The sequence below is a fragment of the Streptomyces sp. NPDC018045 genome, assembly GCF_044327445.1.
Taxonomy (GTDB): domain Bacteria; phylum Actinomycetota; class Actinomycetes; order Streptomycetales; family Streptomycetaceae; genus Streptomyces.
This window is the reverse complement of the sequence record NZ_JBIRFL010000016.1, coordinates 104,543-123,476: the sequence shown is the minus strand read 5'-3', so window position 1 is coordinate 123,476 and position 18,934 is coordinate 104,543. Positions and strand designations below refer to the sequence as shown.

General features: G+C 70.8%; 13 protein-coding genes. 8 read left to right on the top strand and 5 right to left on the bottom strand.

From position 1 onward, the window contains the following. The first annotated feature begins 212 nt into the window (after positions 1–212). On the top strand, positions 213–2,915 hold the full coding sequence (locus ACH4EB_RS27750) for a SpoIIE family protein phosphatase (protein ID WP_398350587.1): 2,703 nt from the start codon (positions 213–215) through the stop codon (positions 2,913–2,915). A 148-nt stretch (positions 2,916–3,063) separates the two neighbouring features. On the opposite strand, the gene ACH4EB_RS27745 is transcribed toward ACH4EB_RS27750, so the two are convergent. Genes ACH4EB_RS27745 through ACH4EB_RS27730 form a run of 4 tightly spaced genes read right to left on the bottom strand, consistent with a single transcriptional unit; the run spans position 3,064 to position 7,109 of the window. Further along, entirely contained in the window at positions 3,064–3,849 is a 786-nt protein-coding gene (locus ACH4EB_RS27745) for a succinate dehydrogenase/fumarate reductase iron-sulfur subunit (protein WP_398350558.1), read from the bottom strand. Further along, complete coding sequence (locus ACH4EB_RS27740; protein ID WP_398350557.1) at positions 3,846–5,840, bottom strand: fumarate reductase/succinate dehydrogenase flavoprotein subunit; 1,995 nt, start codon at positions 5,838–5,840, stop codon at positions 3,846–3,848. Before ACH4EB_RS27740 ends, ACH4EB_RS27745 begins: the two co-directional genes overlap by 4 nt. Before the next feature lie 15 nt (positions 5,841–5,855). Beyond that, a complete protein-coding gene (locus ACH4EB_RS27735; RefSeq protein WP_398350556.1) occupies positions 5,856–6,716 on the bottom strand; it encodes a hypothetical protein in 861 nt (286 codons plus the stop codon). Between the two features lie 60 nt (positions 6,717–6,776). After that, positions 6,777–7,109: a hypothetical protein gene (locus ACH4EB_RS27730; protein WP_398350555.1), complete on the bottom strand. Its 333-nt coding sequence runs from the start codon at positions 7,107–7,109 to the stop codon at positions 6,777–6,779. 496 nt (positions 7,110–7,605) lie between these two features. On the opposite strand from ACH4EB_RS27730, the gene ACH4EB_RS27725 reads away from it, so the two are divergent. From ACH4EB_RS27725 to ACH4EB_RS27695, 7 genes are all read left to right on the top strand, one after another. Further along, positions 7,606–9,960 carry an ABC transporter family substrate-binding protein gene (locus ACH4EB_RS27725; protein ID WP_398350554.1) on the top strand — a complete coding sequence of 785 codons (2,355 nt, stop codon included), beginning with the start codon at positions 7,606–7,608 and terminating at the stop codon, positions 9,958–9,960. Positions 9,961–10,263: 303 nt separating this feature from the next. Then, complete coding sequence (gene typA / locus ACH4EB_RS27720) at positions 10,264–12,168, top strand: translational GTPase TypA (RefSeq protein ID WP_398350553.1); 1,905 nt, start codon at positions 10,264–10,266, stop codon at positions 12,166–12,168. A 492-nt stretch (positions 12,169–12,660) separates the two neighbouring features. After that, entirely contained in the window at positions 12,661–14,286 is a 1,626-nt protein-coding gene (locus ACH4EB_RS27715; protein WP_398350552.1) for an ABC transporter substrate-binding protein, read from the top strand. Positions 14,287–14,380: 94 nt separating this feature from the next. Continuing rightward, a complete protein-coding gene (locus ACH4EB_RS27710) occupies positions 14,381–15,307 on the top strand; it encodes an ABC transporter permease (RefSeq protein ID WP_398350551.1) in 927 nt (308 codons plus the stop codon). Continuing rightward, positions 15,300–16,289, top strand: coding sequence for an ABC transporter permease (locus ACH4EB_RS27705; RefSeq protein WP_398350549.1), 990 nt, complete (start codon positions 15,300–15,302; stop codon positions 16,287–16,289). Before ACH4EB_RS27710 ends, ACH4EB_RS27705 begins: the two co-directional genes overlap by 8 nt. A gap of 11 nt (positions 16,290–16,300) precedes the next feature. Further along, complete coding sequence (locus tag ACH4EB_RS27700) at positions 16,301–17,338, top strand: ABC transporter ATP-binding protein (protein ID WP_398350547.1); 1,038 nt, start codon at positions 16,301–16,303, stop codon at positions 17,336–17,338. Beyond that, positions 17,331–18,383: an ABC transporter ATP-binding protein gene (locus tag ACH4EB_RS27695; protein ID WP_398350546.1), complete on the top strand. Its 1,053-nt coding sequence runs from the start codon at positions 17,331–17,333 to the stop codon at positions 18,381–18,383. The genes ACH4EB_RS27700 and ACH4EB_RS27695 overlap by 8 nt, the downstream gene beginning before the upstream one ends. 101 nt (positions 18,384–18,484) lie before the next feature. On the opposite strand, the gene ACH4EB_RS27690 is transcribed toward ACH4EB_RS27695, so the two are convergent. Beyond that, on the bottom strand, positions 18,485–18,886 hold the full coding sequence (locus ACH4EB_RS27690) for an ATP-binding protein (RefSeq protein ID WP_398350545.1): 402 nt from the start codon (positions 18,884–18,886) through the stop codon (positions 18,485–18,487). Between the last annotated feature and the right edge of the window lie 48 nt (positions 18,887–18,934).

Genomic DNA, 18,934 nt, shown 5'->3' with positions numbered 1-18,934 from the left:
GTGCTGTGATCGTGAAGACCGTGTTCCGGATAGCCGCGGTGCTGGATACTCGGCTCGTCCGGTCCGGGCACGATGAGCTGGAGGGGACGGGGCTCGTGAGCGAGAAGTCATCTGGCGGGGCAGGACCCGCGCAGCCGGCCGGGCCGGGCGGTACGGACGGTCCGGCACGGCCGTCGGGCCGCTCGGGGCCGGACGGCCCGGAAGGCCCGCCGATATGGCAGAGCAGCCCGCCCGGCTCCATCTATGACTACATCCGCGTCGCGTCCTTCTCCCTCGGCCCCGACGGACGCATCGACCGGTGGAGCGAGCGCGCCGCCGAGATGCTCGGCATCCCCGCCGCGGACGCGGTCGGCAAGGACCCCGTGACCGCCTTCGTCCCGCACGAGCTGCACGAACAGGCCCACCGCACGGTGTCGCAGATCCTGGACGGCCGGGAGTGGACCGGCCTGGTCCCGTACCGCGCCCGCGGCGCCGGGCGGGACGCCGGGCCGGACGCCGGGGACGGCCGGCTTGCGGAGATCTATGTGATGCCGTCCGAGACGGCGGACGGCGAGCGGGCCGCGGTCTGTCTCGTCGTCGACGTCCGCGCGCTGCGCGGCATCGAGACCGACCTCGCCGCCTCGCAGGCCGTTTTCGGCCAATCTCCGATGGGCTTCCTGCTCTTCGACACGGACCTGCGGATCCGCCGCGTCAACGAGCGCTTCGCGACCGTCTTCGGCGGCCCCGCGGCCAAGTACCGCGGTGGCGGGCCGCACGACTTCCTGCCCCGCTCCGAGGCCGAACGGCTCCAGGCGGCGCTGCGGCGGGTGCTGGAGACGGGCGAGCCGGTCGGGGAGATGCAGCTCGTCGGCACGGTGCCCGCCCCGTCCACGGCACCGGCGTCCGGCGGCGCCCCCGCCATTCCCGCCCCCACCACACCCGAGCCCGCCGCCTCTTCCGGCCCGGCGTCCCCCGCCGCACCGGCCGGCGAGGCCGACCGCCGCCGCTGGTCGGTGTCCCTGTACCGCCTGCACGGTGCCAGCGGCCGCCCCATCGGGGTCGCCGCGCTGGCCGCCGACGTGACCGGCCGCCGCCGGGCCGAACGGGAAGCCGCCAGCGCCCGCCGCAACCTGGCGCTGCTCAACGAGGCCGGGGCCCGTATCGGCAACTCCCTCGACCTGGAGACCACCGCCCGTACGCTGCTCGACGTCGCCGTGCCGCAGTTCTGCGACCTGGCGTCCGTGGACCTCTACCAGGGCCTGCTGGCCGGTGACGAGGCTCCGCCGGGGATGGCCGACGGCAGCGCCGAGCTGCGCCGGGTCGCCTTCGCCAGCGCCGTCTCGGACGCGCCGCTGGCCACCACGACCTGCGGGGTGCCCGAGGGCGAGGCCGGGCCGGTCGAGGTCGGCGCCGTCCACCGCTACCCGTTCAACTCCCCGTGCGCGGGCGCGCTGCGTACCGCGCAGGCGCAGATCATCCCGGGCCGGGAGAGCGAGGAGCGGGCCGAGCTGGGCGCCGTGGTGCACTCCACGCTCGCCGTGCCGATGGTCGCCCGGGACACCGTGGTCGGGCTGGTGCAGTTCTCCCGTACGAAGGGCAGCGAGCCGTTCGGCGAACGGGACACCGCCCTCGCCGTCGACCTGGCCGCGCGCGCCGCGGTCTGCATCGACAACGCCCGGCTCTACCGCAGGGAGCACGAACGCGCCCTGATCCTCCAGCGCAGCCTGCTGCCGCCGGGCGACCCCGAGGCGGCCGGTCTGGACATCGCCTGCCGCTACCTGCCGGGCACCACCGCCACCGAGGTCGGCGGCGACTGGTTCGACGTGATCGAGCTGCCCGGCCACCGCACCGCGCTCGTCGTCGGTGACGTGATGGGGCGCGGGCTGCGCGCCGCCGTCGCGATGGGCGAACTGCGGACGGCCGTACGGACCCTGGCCCTGCTCGACATGGAACCGGCCGAGGTGCTCTCCGCGCTCGACGAGATCGCGCGCGGGCTCGGCGCGACCGGCGGCGGCGCCCGTACGACCGCGCGCGCCCCCCGCAGCCGGTCCGCGGCCCCCGCCGACGCGCGGGCGCAGGCGCTGCGCTGTGGCTCCGGCACCGCCGACCTCTCCGAGGTCTACCTCGCCACCTGCGTCTACGCCGTGTACGACCCGGTCACCCGGCGCTGCACCTTCGCCAACGCCGGGCATCTGCCGCCCGTCATCGTCGAGCAGGGCGAGGACGCCCTGCTGCTGGACGTGCCGCCCGGTATGCCGCTGGGGGTGGGCGGCGAGCCGTTCGAGGAGACCGAGGTCGAGCTGCCCGACGGCGCGCTGCTCGCCCTCTACACGGACGGCCTGGTCGAGTCCCGCGACCACCCGCTGGACGAGGGCCTGCGGGCCTTCCAGACGGCCCTGTCGGAGGCCGGGCGCCCGCTGGAGGACGCCTGCGACCACGTGCTGAACGCGCTGGACACCCGGCACGGCGAGGACGACATCGCGCTGCTGATGGCCCGCGTGCACGGCCTGCCCAAGGACTCCGTCGGCGACTGGAATCTGGCCCCCGAGGCCCGCTCGGTCTCCCGCGCCCGTGAGCTGGCCCGCGACCAGCTCACGGACTGGGGTCTGGAGGCCCTGGTCGACACCACCGAACTGCTCGTCAGCGAGCTGGTCACCAACGCGCTGCGGCACGGCCACGGCGAGATCCGGCTGCGCCTGCTGCTGGACCGCACCCTGGTGTGTGAGGTGTGGGACGCGGACCTGGCCCAGCCCCGCCGCAGGAGGGCCCGCGACACCGACGAGGGCGGCCGCGGTCTCCAGCTCGTCGGGCTCCTCAGCGCCGGCTGGGGCAGCCGCCGCACCCCCCGCGGCAAGACCGTCTGGTTCGAACTGCCCCTCCCGGACGGTGACACCGCCCTGCCCGACCCGGCGGACGCGTTGCTGAGCCTGTTCTGACGCGGGGCGGGGCCGCCCCGCCCGCGCCGTCGGACCACGCGCCATCGGGCAGTGCCCCACCGGTATGCGCGCCCGCGGCCGGAGGCGGCGGTGTCCCGGCGGCCACCGCGACACGCGTGCCCTCCGCCCCCGGCTCAGAGGCCGGCTCTCATTCCTTCCGTCGCCGGATCTTGTTCCCCAGCCACACCAGCGGGTCGTACTTGCGGTCGACGGAGCGCTCCTTCAAGGGGATCAAGGCGTTGTCCGTGATGCGGATGTGCTCGGGGCACACCTCGGTGCAGCACTTGGTGATGTTGCAGTGGCCGAGGCCGTGGTTCTCCTGGGCGGTGCGTTTGCGGTCGAGGCCGGTTTCGGAGGCGGCGTCCAGGGGGTGCATGTCGAGTTCCGCGATACGCATGAGGAAACGGGGCCCCGCGAAGGCGGTCTTGTTCTCCTCGTGGTCACGGACGACGTGGCAGGTGTCCTGGCACAGGAAGCACTCGATGCACTTGCGGAACTCCTGGGAGCGGCCGACGTCCTCCTGCCGCATCCGGTACTCGCCCGGGTCCAGGCCGGGCGGCGGTACGAAGCTCGGGATCTCCCGGGCCTTGGTGTAGTTGAAGGAGACGTCCGTGACCAGGTCGCGGACGACCGGGAAGGCCCGCATCGGGGTGACGGTGACCGTCTCGTCACGACCGAAGACCGACATCCGGGTCATGCACATCAGCCGGGGCCGGCCGTTGATCTCCGCGCTGCACGAGCCGCACTTGCCCGCCTTGCAGTTCCAGCGCACCGCGAGGTCGGGTGCCTGGGTGGCCTGGAGCCGGTGGATGATGTCGAGGACCACCTCGCCGTCGTTGACCTCCACCCGGAAGTCCGCCAGGCCGCCGCCGCCCGGGTCGCCCCGCCAGATCCTGAAGTGCGCCTTGTAGGCGTCGGGGGACTGCGCGCTCACCGGCCCGCCCCCTCGTCGTCCGCTGTGCCGGTGGTGGGTGCCGCCGGGCCGGCCACTGCCGGCAGTTCCTCGTCCGTCAGGTACTTCGCCAGTTCGTCGCGCTCGAAGAGGTCCAGGAGGTCGGGCCGGATGGGCGGGTTCTCCCGGCGGGCCAGGCGGATCTGGCCGACGGCCGGGTCCCGCGGGGGGAGGTCCGCGCCGTCCTCGGCCAGTTCGCAGACCAGGTTGACCCGGCGCCAGCGCCGGTCCATCTCCGGGTGGTCGTCGCGGGTGTGCCCGCCACGGGACTCGGTGCGTTCCAGCGCCGCGCGGGCCACGCACTCGCTGACCAGCAGCATGTTGCGCAGGTCGATGGCCAGGTGCCAGCCGGGGTTGTACTGCCGGTGGCCCTCGACCCCGGCCCGGCGGGCCCGTACCCGCAGGTCGGCGAGGCGCTCCAGGGCCTCTTCCATCTCGCCCTGCTTGCGGATGATGCCGACCAGGTCGTTCATCGCCTGCTGGAGTTCCTGGTGGAGGGTGTACGGGTTCTCGGCGGGGCGCCCCGCGTGGTGCGTGTCGGGTCCCTCGGCGCTGAACGGGCGCAGCGCCTCCGCCTCCGCGGCGTCGAGCTGGAGCGGGTCGGCGGCGGGCCGTACGGAGCGGGCGCGCGCGTACTCGGCCGCGTACAGGCCCGCGCGGCGGCCGAAGACCAGCAGGTCGGACAGGGAGTTGCCGCCGAGCCGGTTGGAGCCGTGCATGCCGCCCGCCACCTCCCCGGCGGCGAAGAGGCCGGGGACGCCGACGGCCGCCGCGGTGTCCGGGTCGACGTCCACGCCGCCCATCACGTAGTGGCAGGTCGGCCCGACCTCCATCGGTTCGGCGGTGATGTCCACGTCCGCCAGCTTCTTGAACTGGTGGTGCATGGAGGGCAGCCGCCGCCGGATGACCTCGGCGGGCATCCGGGTGGAGACGTCGAGGAAGACGCCGCCGTGCGGGGAGCCGCGACCCGCCTTGACCTCGGCGTTGATGGCGCGCGCGACCTCGTCGCGGGGCAGCAGTTCGGGCGGGCGGCGATGGTGGTCCGGGTCGTCGTACCAGCCGTCGCCCTCGGCCTCGGACTGGGCGTACTTCTCCTTGAAGACGTCCGGGATGTAGTCGAACATGAAGCGCTTGCCGTCGCTGTTGCGCAGTACCCCGCCGTCGCCGCGGACGGACTCGGTGACGAGGATGCCCTTGACGGACGGCGGCCAGACCATGCCCGTCGGGTGGAACTGGACGAACTCCATGTTGATCAGCGGCGCCCCGGCGAGCAGCGCGAGCGCGTGCCCGTCGCCGGTGTACTCCCAGGAGTTGGACGTCACCTTGAAGGACTTGCCGATGCCGCCGGTGGCCAGCACCACGGACGGTGCCTGGAGGACGAAGAAGCGGCCGGACTCGCGCTCGTAGCAGAACACGCCGGCGACCCGGTCCTCGTCCTTGAGGACGCGGGTGACGGTGCACTCCTGGAACACCTTCAAGCGGGAGTCGTACGAGCCGAGGTCGCGCTCGTCCTGTTGCTGGAGGGAGACGATCTTCTGCTGGAGGGTGCGGATCAGCTCCAGGCCCGTACGGTCGCCGACGTGCGCCAGGCGCGGGTATTCGTGGCCGCCGAAGTTGCGCTGCGATATCCGGCCGTCCGGGGTGCGGTCGAAGAGCGCGCCCCAGCTCTCCAGCTCCCAGACCCGCTGCGGCGCCTCGCGCGCGTGCAGCTCGGCCATCCGCCAGTGGTTGAGGAATTTGCCGCCGCGCAGGGTGTCGCGGAAGTGCACCTGCCAGTTGTCGCCCTCGTTGACGTTGCCCATGCTGGCCGCGATGCCGCCCTCGGCCATGACCGTGTGGGCCTTGCCGAACAGCGACTTGCAGATCACGGCCGTACGCATGCCCTGCTCACGGGCCTCGATGGCGGCGCGCAGCCCGGCACCGCCCGCGCCCACCACGACAACGTCCCACTCCTGCCGGTCGAGCTGCGTCATCACAAGGCACCCTTCCTAGAAGAAGCGCGGGTCGTCGAAGACCCCGGTGGCGAGGAGGAAGACGTAGAAGTCGGCGGCGGCCACGCTGATCAGCGAGGCCCAGGCGAGCGCCGCGTGCCGGGCGTTGAGCCTGCCGACCCAGCCCCACAGGCGGTAGCGCACCGGGTGTTTCGAGAAGTGCCGCAGCCGGCCGCCGACGATGTGCCGGCAGGAGTGGCAGGAGAGCGTGTACGCCCAGATCAGCACGATGTTGACGAGGAAGACGAGGGTGCCCAGGCCCATGTGGCCCCACGCGTAGTGCGCGTCGCGGAAGGTGAGCACGGTGTCGTAGGTGAGGATGCCCGCGACGACCACCGCGAAGTAGAAGAAGTAGCGGTGGATGTTCTGGAGGATCAGCGGGAAGCGGGTCTCGCCGGTGTACTTCTTGTGCGGCTCGGCGACCGCGCAGGCCGGGGGCGAGGCCCAGAAGCCGCGGTAGTACGCCTTGCGGTAGTAGTAGCAGGTCAGCCGGAAGCCCAGCGGGAAGATCAGGATCAGCAGGGCGGGGGACAGGCCCCACCAGTTGCCGAAGACCTCCCAGTTGGGCCCGCCGCGCATCGGGTGGCAGTTCTCCGCCAGGCATGGCGAGTAGAACGGTGAGACGTACGGCGCGGCGTAGTAGTCCGCGTTCGCGAACGCCCGCCACGTCGAGTACACGACGAAGGCGAACAGGCCCGCCGCGGTCGTGGCCGGGTACAGCCACCAGCGGTCGGTGCGCAGGTGGCGGGCGGGTATCGCGGCGCGCGAGGGGGCGTGGACGCCGGTGCCGGGCGGGCCGGCCGCGCCCTTCGCGCCGTTTGTCTCGGTATGCGGTTGGGGTTCGGTACCAGTGGCCAACGTCGGTCTCCGTAGACGGCTGTCCGGTGGTGGGGCGGGGCTGTACGGGGCTGTTGTGCCCTAGGGCGCCCGGCGGTCGCGTGCGCCGAGACCCTCGTCCTCGGCGCCGGCCCACAGGGCGGTGTCGTACGGCGCGTCCGGGATGGTCACCATCTCAAGGGCGGACGCCGGCGGGCGGACGGAGCGCGCGCCCGTGCCGTGGGCGGGCCGACCGCCGGGAGCGTCCCCGGCGCCGTCCCGCAGTAGTTGCAGGCTCTCGCGCAGATGGACCGTGTCGCTGCGTACGCGCCGGATGTCCAGGCCGTCGCCGACCTGTGCCTCCAGTCGCCCGACCGACCGTTCCAGGTCGTCCAGACTGCGCTGAGCTGCCGTCAGATCGTCCTGAAGGGACATGACTTGCCTCACCTCCGTGGGTGTGGTCGGCGCGCCCTCGCCGCCCGCCCGGACGCGTCCGGGCGCAGCGGCGTGCGCCTGCGAGTGTCGCGCGTCACAGTCGCGATTGGGAAGGGATCCGCCGTGATTGCGGAACCGGACCGGCGTGTTTCGGCGCGTGTGCGCCGTCGGGCCGTGCCGGCGGGTGTGCTCTTGTACGGCGGCGCGTACGCCTGCGGGCGCGGGGGCCGCGCGCCCGCCCGCTCCCCGAGGGGCGGGTCGGCCAGGGAGCCCGGGCCGCCCGTGGTACCGGGATACGCGCGCGGGAGCGGAAACGATTGGGCCGGGCGGGTGGCCTTCACGGGGGCGGCCGACGTGTCGCCCGCCCCCGCGGCGGCCGGTCCCCTTCAGTGGGGGAGCCATAGATGTGATGAGCCGCAAAGTCGGCCGAACGTGATCCGTGGCCCCGCGGCCCGCCGCGGCGGCCCGGCGCGGGCGAGCCCCGGAGGTAACCGTGATGACCCACCCCGTCAGCTCAGGCGGCGCGGCCTGCCGCAGGCGCCGCTGTGCCGCGCTCCTCGCTGCCGGAGTGCTGCTGCCGCTGCCGGTCCTGACCGGTTGCGGCGGAGGCGACGACGCCGAGGAGGCCGGCCCCGGCGCCCAGGACATCTCCGCCACCGCCCGTGACCGGGTGCGCCAGGGCGGCACGCTGCGCTGGGCGGTGGACGCCGTGCCCGGCACGCTGAACGCCTTCCAGGCGCGCGCGGACGCGGTCACGCGGCGCGTCACCGACGCCGTACTGCCCCGGCTGTTCACCCTGGACCAGCGCGGCCGGCCGCAGCGCAACCCGGACTACCTGGACGCCGCCGACGTCACCGACCGCGAGCCCCGGCAGACCGTGGTCTACAAGATCAACCCGAAGGCGCGGTGGAGCGACGGGCGGGCCGTCGGGCCGGAGGACTTCGCCGCGCAGTGGAAGGCGCTGAACGGCAAGGACAACGCGTACTGGAGCGCGCGCAACGCCGGGTACGACCGCATCGAGAAGGTCGAGCGGGGCGGCGGCGCGCACGAGGTCAAGGTCACCTTCAGCAAGCCGTACGCCGACTGGAAGTCGCTGTTCACGCCGCTGTACCCGCAGGGCGTGACGGGCGACGCGCGGGCCTTCAACGACGGTGCGCGCGACCGGCTCACGGCGGTGGCCGGGCCGTTCGCGGTGGCGGAACGGGACGGCGAGGCCGGCACGCTCACCCTCGTACGCAACCCGAAGTGGTGGGGGGCGCCCGCCAAGCTGGACACGATCGTGCTGACCGCGCTGCCGCGCGAGCAGCGGGCCGCGGCGCTGGCCGCCGGGAAGGCGGACCTGGCCGAGGTGGACCCCGCCGACGCCCAGAAGATCATCGCGGCGCGCCGGCCCGCGGCGTCGCGGTCGGCGAGCGCCGGCTCACCGGGCGGGGGCTCGCCCGGCGCCGGATCGCCGAGCGCCGGGGCGTCCGACGGCGCCGCCGAGACCGGGCGCGTCGAAGACGCCGACGCCGGGCGCTCCCCGGCCCCGCGCGGCGACGACGCGCCGCCGCGCCGCGCGTCCGCCGCCGAGCGGGACGCCCTGCGCCGCTACACCGTCCGCACGGCCCTGGAGCCCGCCTACACACAACTCGCCCTCAACGGCAGCACCGGCCCCCTCGGCGACGACCGGGTGCGCCGCGCGGTGGCCCGCGCCATCGACCGGCAGAAGCTGGCCGACTCCGTGCTCAAGCCGCTCGGCCTGCCGAACCGGCCGCTGGGCAGCCATCTGCTGATGGCGGCCCAGCCCGGGTACGCGGACCACAGCGGCGCCCTCGGCGGACCGGACACCACGGCCGCGCGGTCGCTGCTGGCGGACGCGGGCTGGCGGGCGCCGGGCGGTGCCTCCGCGCAGCCGGAGAAGAAGGTGGACGCCGACCGGGGCGCCGCCGACGACGGCAAGGCGGGCGTCGTGGAGCGCGCGGACGGCGTACCGGCGACGCCGCTGTCCTCGGCCGGGGTACGGACCGCCGACCTCCAGCGGTCCACGCTGCTGCGGCAGAGCGCCGCCCTCTACAAGGACGCCGCCGCCGGCCGGCGTACGGCGGCCCGGGGGGACACGACCGTCGCGGCGTACGCGGATTACCGGCGCTTCGAGATGCTGGCGGCCGGCGCGCTCAGCGCCGCCGAGATGATCGAGGTGGCCCCGGAGGCCGGCGGCACCGGCGCGCAGCCGGCGCGGCGGGGCCGGGCGGCCGACGGCAAGCCGGTCGAGGGCGGCCTGGCCGCCCCGGTGGACCTGTTCCGGGCCGACCCCGCGGCCCACGGGCCGGTCCCGGCCCTCAGGAAGGACGGCAAGCCGCTCGTCCTGCGCTTCGTGCTCCCCGACGGGCCGGGCTCCGAGCGGCTGCGGACGGTGGCCGACCGGATCTCCGGGATGCTCGCCCGGATCGGTGTGCAGACCGCCGTGCAGAAGGTGCCGGACAAGAGCTACTTCGAGGACCACATCGCGGCCGGCGACTTCGACCTGGCGCTCTACACCTGGCCCGGCTCCGCCTACCCGGCCACCGACGGCCGCCCCATCTACGCCAAGCCGCAGCCCGCGGCCGACGGCAGCCTGACCGTCGAGCAGAACTACACCCGGGTCGGGTCCGACCACATCGACCAGCTCTTCGACCAGGCGGCCGCCGAGCTGGACGAGGACGCCTCCCGGGAGCTGGTCGACCGGGCCGACGCGCGGATCTGGGCGGCGGCCGGGTCCGTACCGCTCTACCAGCGGCCCGAGGTCGTCGCGGCGAAGCAGAACCTGGTCAACGCGGGAGCCTTCGGCTTCGCGACCCCCCGCTTCCAGGACATCGGTTACAAGAAGTGACGGGCCGGGCGTAGCGGACCGGGCCGGCGGCCGGCCGGAGCGGGGGAGCACCCGGCCGGCCGCCGCGGGTACGGCGCGGTGACGTACGGGTGGCGCCAGGGCGGCCCGGACGGGGCTCCCCGGCGTACAGCGGCCGTTCGATTACGGCATCACCGCAGGTCAGAGGTGGTACTGCTGCCCGGGGGCGGCCGATCCCGCGCCCGCCCCGTACCATGGGGTGAGGCCGTGGCGTCTTCATGCCCGGCAGGCACACGTACCGGACCGTACGTGCCGCCATCCACGATCCGGGAGAAGCGCCGCAGTATGCCCACGCGCCACGACATTCGTAACGTCGCCATCGTCGCCCACGTCGACCACGGCAAGACCACCCTGGTCGACGCCATGCTCAAGCAGGCCGGCTCCTTCGCCGCGCACGCGGCCGAGTCCCTCGACGACCGCATGATGGACTCGAACGACCTGGAGCGTGAGAAGGGCATCACGATCCTGGCCAAGAACACGGCGGTGAAGTACCACCCCAAGGATGGCGGCGACGTCATCACCATCAACATCATCGACACCCCCGGCCACGCCGACTTCGGCGGCGAGGTCGAGCGCGGCCTGTCGATGGTGGACGCGGTGGTGCTCCTGGTGGACGCCTCCGAGGGTCCGCTGCCGCAGACCCGCTTCGTGCTGCGCAAGGCGCTGGACGCGAAGATGCCGGTCATCCTGTGCATCAACAAGACCGACCGGCCGGACGCCCGGATCGCCGAGGTCATCGACGAGACCTACGACCTGTTCCTGGACCTGGACGCGGACGAGGACCAGATCGAGTTCCCGATCGTCTACGCCTGCGCCCGTGACGGTGTGGCCTCGCTGACCAAGCCGGAGGACGGCACGGTCCCGCAGGACAGCACCAACCTGGAGCCGTTCTTCAGCACCCTGCTGGACACCGTCCCGGCCCCCGAGTACGACGAGTCGGCGCCCCTCCAGGCCCACGTCACCAACCTCGACGCGGACAACTTCCTCGGCCGTATCGCGCTGCTCCGTGTCGAGCAGGGTGAGCTGCGCAAGGGCCAGACCGTCGCGTGGATGAAGCGTGACGGGTCGGTCCAGAGCGTGCGCATCACCGAGCTGATGATGACCGAGGCGCTCACCCGCAAGCCCGCCGAGGTCGCGGGCCCCGGTGACATCTGCGCCGTCGCCGGCATCCCCGACATCATGATCGGCGAGACGCTGGCCGACCCGGAGAACCCGGTCGCGCTGCCGCTGATCACGGTCGACGAGCCCGCGATCTCGATGACCATCGGCACCAACACCTCCCCGCTGGTCGGCCGCGGCGGCACCGGCAAGGGCGCGGACGCCAAGGCCGCTACCAAGGACCGCAAGGTCACCGCCCGCCAGGTCAAGGACCGCCTGGACCGCGAGCTGATCGGTAACGTCTCGCTGCGCGTCCTGGACACCGAGCGCCCCGACGCCTGGGAGGTGCAGGGCCGCGGTGAGCTGGCGCTGGCCATCCTGGTCGAGCAGATGCGCCGCGAGGGCTTCGAGATGACCATCGGCAAGCCGCAGGTGGTCACCAAGGAGGTCGACGGCAAGACCTACGAGCCGGTCGAGCGCATGACGATCGACGTGCCCGAGGAGCACATGGGTGCCGTCACGCAGCTCATGGGCGTCCGCAAGGGCCGGATGGACAACATGTCCAACCACGGCTCGGGCTGGGTCCGCATGGAGTTCGTCGTGCCGTCCCGCGGTCTGATCGGCTTCCGTACGGAGTTCCTGACCAACACCCGCGGTACGGGCATCGCGCACTCCATCCACGAGGGCCACGAGCCCTGGTTCGGCACGCTGACGACCCGTAACAACGGTTCGCTGGTCGCCGACCGGGCCGGCGCGGTCACCGCCTTCGCGATGACCAACCTCCAGGAGCGCGGCGTGCTGTTCACCGAGCCGGGCACCGAGGTGTACGAGGGCATGATCGTCGGTGAGAACTCGCGCTCCGACGACATGGACGTGAACATCACCAAGGAGAAGAAGCTCACCAACATGCGCTCCTCCTCGGCCGACTCGTTCGAGGCGATCGTGCCGCCGCGCAAGCTCTCCCTGGAGCAGTCGCTGGAGTTCTGCCGCGACGACGAGTGCGTCGAGGTGACCCCGGAGGCGGTCCGCATCCGCAAGGTCGTCCTGGACCAGAAGGAGCGCGGCCGCACCGCTTCCCGCGCGAAGCGCTGACGCCCGGCGCGCGACCGGGCGAACACGCCGGGTAATTCCCGGCGTCCGCCCGGCGATTACGCTCCGAAAGCGCCCCACCGGATTTTCCATCCGGTGGGGCGCTTTCCGTTTACCGGTACGGCATACCGGCTAACCCATTCACCCGCACCGTGTCAACGGGATTCCGGTTGCGATCGGGCCATGGCGAGTCCGAATTGCGGACGAAGATCATCAAGTGGTGCGCCGACAGTCCGTTTCGTTACCGTCTGGATGGTTTGGTTTGTCCGGATTCCGAACTCGCGGAAAACGGATGTGACCAAACCGAGACCCCTTACACGTGGTTTATGGGGCGAACGTGACTGAGACTGGGGTGCATTGAGCTCGGGTCAATGGGTCACGCGCTGTGGGGAGCGCCGACTCACGAGCAGCAGGGGCTGGTCGCTGGCTGTCAGGGGTGTCAGCAGCGGGCAGCTCCTTTCCATGAAGTGAATGGACTCATGAGGAGGCAGTCCCATGCGCGGTGCCAAGAGCGCCACCTGGGTCGCAGGCGCGATTGCCGTGGCGCTGACCGCCACGGCGTGCGGCGGCGGCAGTGGTAGTGGCAACAACGCGGCCGTTGACCCCAACGGCACGTACACCTACTACAACACCGAGCCGCAGAACCCGCTGATCCCGACCAACACCAACGAGGTCGGCGGCGGCTACATCGTCAAGAACCTCTTCCGTGGTCTGGTCGACTTCGATGCCAAGGGCAAGCTGCAGTACCAGAACGCCGAGAGCATCGAGTCCACGGACAACCAGCACTTCACGGTGAAGCTGAAGAAGGGCTGGAAGTTCCACAACGGCGAGCCGGTGACGGCCTCTTCCTTCGTGGACGCCTGGAACTGGGGCGCCAACGCCAAGAACGCCCAGCTCAACGCCTCCTGGTTCGAGCCCATCAAGGGCTACGAGGAGATCCACCCGGAGAAGGGCGACCCGGAGACCGACAAGATGTCGGGCCTGAAGGTCGTCAACGACAACGAGTTCACCATCGAGCTGTCGAAGCCGGTCTCCACCTTCAAGGAGCGGCTGTTCTACGACGCCTTCTACCCGCTGCCCAAGGCGTTCTTCAAGGACACCAAGGCGTTCGGTGAGCACCCCATCGGCAACGGCCCGTACCAGCAGGACGGGAACTGGGAGCACAAGGTCCAGTTCAAGACGAAGAAATACGCCGACTACAAGGGCCGGGACAAGCCCAAGAACGGCGGCGTGATCTTCAAGTTCTACAACACGGACGACAGCGCCTACAACGACCTGGTCTCCGACAAGGTCGACATCATGTACAAGGTCCCGAACTCGGCGACCAGCAAGTTCAAGAGCGACCTCGGCGAGCGCGCGGTCAACGAGCCGTACGGCGGTCAGACCACCATCGCCTTCCCCATGTACGACAAGGAGTGGGGCAAGCCGGAGAAGGCCAAGGTCCGTCAGGGCCTGTCCATGGCCATCGACCGCGAGACCATCGTCAAGACCGTCCTCAAGGACGCCTATGACGCGGCCGACGGCTGGGTGCCCACGGTCGTCGAGGGCTACGAGAAGGACGCCTGCGGCGAGTTCTGCAAGTTCAACCCGACCAAGGCCAAGCAGTTGATCAAGGAAGGCGGTGGCGTCCCCGGCAACAAGATGACCATCACCTTCAACAACGACGGCGGCCACCGGGACTGGGCCGAGGCGGTCTGCAACGACATCAAGCAGAACACCGGCGTGAACTGCGCCGCCCAGCCGCGCCCGACCTTCCAGCAGGTCCGTAACGAGATCACCGGCAAGAAGATGGACAGCGCCTTCCGGATGGCGTGGGTCCAGGACTTCCCGAACATCTCCAACTTCATCTCCGAGCAGTACCGCACCGGTGCCGGCGCGAACGACATGGGCTTCTCCGACCCCGAGCTGGACAAGCTGATGGACCAGGCCAACGCGGCCAAGACCATCGAGGAGTCCAACAAGCTCTACCTCCAGGCCGAGAAGAAGCTGACGGAGACGATGCCCTCCATCCCGCTGTTCTTCGACCACACCCTCGGCGGTTACTCGAACAACGTGCAGAACGTGAAGTTCGACACCTACCGCCAGGCGATCTGGACCGACGTCGAGGTCAAGAAGAAGTAACCGGGACGCTGCATGTGACGCAGGCCCAGTAGCCGCCCGCCCCCTTACCCCCGGGGCGCGGCGGCCGCTGGGCCCGTCAGCGACAGGAGGAACCATGGGGCGTTATGTCGCGAGGCGACTGCTCCAGATGATCCCGGTCTTCATCGGGACCACTCTGCTCATTTTCCTGATGGTGTATTCGCTGCCGGGCGACCCCATCAAGGCGCTTTTCGGTGACAAGGCCGCCGACCCGGCCACCGTCGCCAGACTTCGGCACCAGTTCGGGCTGGACCAGCCCATGCTGACCCAGTACTGGAACTACCTGACCGGCCTGTTCAAGGGCGACTTCGGCCAGAGCTTCACCGGCCGCCCGGTCGCCGACCTGATCGGCGAGGCCTTCCCGGTCACCATCCGGCTGGCGCTCTACGCCTTCGCCATCGAGGTCGTCATCGGTGTCGCGCTCGGCATGCTCACCGGCCTCAAGCGCGGCAAGTTCATCGACCAGTTGGTCCTGGTGCTCACCCTGGTCGTGATCTCGGTCCCGGTGTTCGTGCTCGGCTACCTCGCCCAGTTCGTCCTGGGCCTGAAGTGGAAGCTCATCACGCCGACGGTCCAGGACTCCATGAACCTGGGGCAGCTCACCGTGCCGGCGATCGTCCTCGGCGCCCTGTCGCTCGCGTACGTCACCCGGCTCACCCGGACCACCGTCGCGGAGAACCTCCGCGCCGACTACATGCGCACCGCGCTCGCCAAGGGCCTGCCCAAGAGCCGGCGCCTGGGCGTGCACCTGATGCGTAACTCCCTGATCCCCGTGGTCACCTTCCTCGGCACCGACCTCGGCATGCTGATGGGCGGCGCCATCGTCACCGAGGGCATCTTCAACGTCCAGGGTGTGGGCAACACGCTGTACAAGGCGATCCAGACCAGTGAAGGCCCGACCGTGGTCGGCATCGTGACGGTGCTCGTCCTCATCTACCTCGTGAGCAGCCTGGTCGTGGACCTGCTGTACGCCGTTCTGGACCCGAGGATCCGCTATGCCTGAGAAGACAACTGTGAACCCCGGCAGCGTCGCGGGGCCGGGCACCACCGGCGACACCGTGGACCTCGCGGCACCCGGCGTCGGCGCTGCCGCCGCCGAGGCCGCCGGCGGTCCCGCCAACAAGCCCCGCAGCCTCGGCCAGGACGCGTGGCGCGAGCTGCGTACCCGGCCGATGTTCTGGATCGCCGGTGTGCTGCTCGTCCTGCTGATCCTCATGGCGGTCGTGCCGTCGCTCTTCACGGGCGCCGACCCCGAACACGCCGACCTGCGCAACCACTACCTGGGCGAGCCCCAATGGTCCCACCTGTTCCAGGTGGACTGGTTCGGCTACAACAAGCAGGGCCAGAGCGTGTGGGCCCGTACGGTCTACGGCGCCCGCGCCTCGATCATCGTCGGTGTCTGCGTGACCTTCGCGGTCACCGTCTTCGGCGGCCTGCTCGGCATGCTCGCCGGCTACTTCGGCGGCTGGGCCGACGCCCTCCTGTCGCGCATCACCGACGTGTTCTTCGGTATCCCGCTGCTCCTCGGCGCGCTCGTACTGCTCCAGGCGTTCACCAACCGCACCGTGTGGACGGTGACCCTGGGCCTGTCCGTCTTCGGCTGGATGCAGCTCGCCCGCGTCATGCGCGGCGCGGTCATCACGCAGAAGCAGTCGGACTTCGTGACGGCCGCCAGGGCGCTCGGCGCCGGCAACAGCCGGATCCTGTTCAAGCACATCCTGCCGAACGCCATCGGACCGGTCATCGTCGTGGCCACCATCGCGCTGGCCGGCTACATCTCCGCCGAGGCCACGCTGTCCTACCTGGGCATCGGCCTCCAGCCGCCGGCCATCTCCTGGGGCGTGGACATCTCCGCGGCCAAGGACGTGCTGCGCGACGCCCCGCACGTCCTGCTCATCCCGTCGGCGTTCCTGAGCATCACCGTGCTGGCGTTCATCCTCCTCGGCGACGCGGTGCGCGACGCCCTCGATCCCAAGCTGCGCTGAGGGAGGCGTACGTGACCACCATCTCCAAGACCGCGGACGTTCCCAAGCCGGGGGCGGACGCCGAGGACAGCGGTCCGCTGCTCGACGTCCGTGACCTGCACGTCGAATTCCACACCCGGGACGGCGTCGTCAAGGCCGTCAACGGCGTCAATTACAACGTCAGCGCCGGTGAGACGCTCGCCGTGCTCGGCGAGTCCGGCTCCGGCAAGTCCGTCACCGCGCAGGCCGTGATGGGCATCCTGGACATGCCGCCGGCGAGGATCCCGCAGGGCGAGATCCTCTTCCGCGGCCGGGACATGCTGAAGATGTCCCCCGAGGAGCGCCGCCGGACCCGCGGCGCGAAGATCGCCATGATCTTCCAGGACGCACTGTCGTCGCTGAACCCGGTGCTCACCGTCGGCTACCAGCTCGGCGAGATGTTCCGGGTGCACCAGGGCATGTCCAAGAAGGACGCCAAGGCCAAGGCGATCGAGCTGATGGACCGGGTGAAGATCCCGGCCGCGGCGGCCCGGGTCTCGGACTACCCGCACCAGTTCTCCGGCGGTATGCGCCAGCGCATCATGATCGCGATGGCGCTGGCCCTGGAGCCGGACCTGATCATCGCGGACGAGCCGACCACGGCGCTCGACGTGACGGTGCAGGCCCAGGTCATGGATCTGCTCGCGGACCTTCAGCGCGAGTACAACATGGGCCTGATCCTGATCACCCACGACCTGGGTGTGGTCGCCGACGTCGCCGACAAGATCGCGGTGATGTACGCGGGCCGGATCGTCGAGCACGCGCCCGTGCACGAGCTGTACAAGAACCCCGCGCACCCGTACACGCGCGGCCTGCTCGACTCCATCCCGCGCCTGGACCAGAAGGGCCAGGAGCTGTACGCGATCAAGGGCCTGCCGCCCAACCTGCTGAACATCCCGCCGGGTTGCGCGTTCAACCCGCGCTGCCCCAAGGCGCAGGACATCTGCCGTACCGAGGTGCCGCCGCTGCACGGCGTCGCCGACGGCCGCGGCAGCGCGTGCCACTTCTGGGAGGAGACGGTCAATGGCTGAGCCGAAGAAGGACGCGGCGCGAGAGCCCATCCTCGAAGTCCGCAACCTGGTCAAGCACTTCCCGCTCACCCAGGGCATCCTGTTCAAGAAGCAGGTCGGCGCGGTCAAGGCCGTGGACGGCATCTCCTTCTCGCTGTACGAGGGCGAGACCCTCGGCATCGTCGGCGAGTCCGGCTGCGGCAAGTCCACGGTCGCCAAGCTGCTGATGAACCTGGAGCGGGCGACGTCCGGCGAGGTCTTCTACAAGGGCGAGGACATCTCCCGGCTGTCGGGGCGGGCGCTGAAGGCGGTGCGGCGCAACATCCAGATGGTGTTCCAGGATCCGTACACCTCGTTGAATCCGCGGATGACGGTCGGTGACATCATCGGCGAGCCGTACGAGATCCATCCGGAGGTGGCGCCGAAGGGGGACCGGCGCAAGAAGGTCCAGGATCTGCTGGATGTGGTGGGTCTGAACCCGGAGTACATCAACCGTTATCCGCACCAGTTCTCGGGCGGTCAGCGGCAGCGCATCGGCATCGCCCGCGGGCTGGCGCTCAACCCCGAGATCATCATCTGCGACGAGCCGGTCTCGGCGCTGGACGTGTCCGTCCAGGCGCAGGTCATCAACCTGATGGAGAAGCTCCAGGACGAGTTCACCCTCTCCTACCTCTTCATCGCCCACGACCTGTCCATCGTCCGGCACATCTCCGACCGGGTCGGGGTGATGTACCTCGGCAAGATGGCGGAGATCGGCACCGACGAGCAGATCTACGACCACCCGACGCACCCGTACACCCAGGCCCTGCTCTCCGCGGTCCCCGTACCGGACCCGGAGGCCCGCAGCGGCCGCGAGCGGATCATCCTCTCCGGCGACGTGCCGTCCCCGGCCAACCCGCCGTCGGGCTGCCGCTTCCGCACCCGCTGCTGGAAGGCCCAGGACAAGTGCGCCGAGGAGGTGCCGCTGCTCGCCGTCCCGGAGCGCTTCGCCACCACAAACGGCCCGGCGGCGCACGACTCGGCCTGCCACTTCGCGGAGGAGAAGGACGTGGTCGGCGCGGCCTGAGCCGGCCCGTACGCGCGTACGCAGGGGGCGCCCGGAGCTCTTCAGCTCCGTGCGCCCCCGTTCGCGCTCCCGGCCGCCGCCACCCGCACTCCGCCGGCGCGCTAGGGCCGGTCTCCTTTGGGTGCCACGGTGAACCACACCGCCTTCCCGTTCGGGTAGTCCCGCACCCCCCAACTGTCGGCGCAGGCGTCCACGATGCCGAGGCCGCGCCCGTACTCCTCGTCGACGTCGGCCTTCTGCTGTTCCGGCACGCCCGGCCCGGTGTCCCACACGGCGATCGTGAGATCGAACGGCGAGCGGTCCACGCTCACGTACGCGTCGGTCTTCGCGTACTGGTACGAGTTGGTGATCAGCTCCGAGACCATCAGCTCCGCCGTCTCCGTCAGACAGGTCAGCCCGGCGCCGTCCAGGATGTGCCGCAACGCGGCTCTGACGACACCGACCGCCCGGGGATCATGCGGAATGAACAGGCCATAGGACCAGGTATCGCTGGGCGTGCGCATGAGGCAGCCTCCAGGTGAGTGCAGTCTGTGACCGGCGATATACACAAG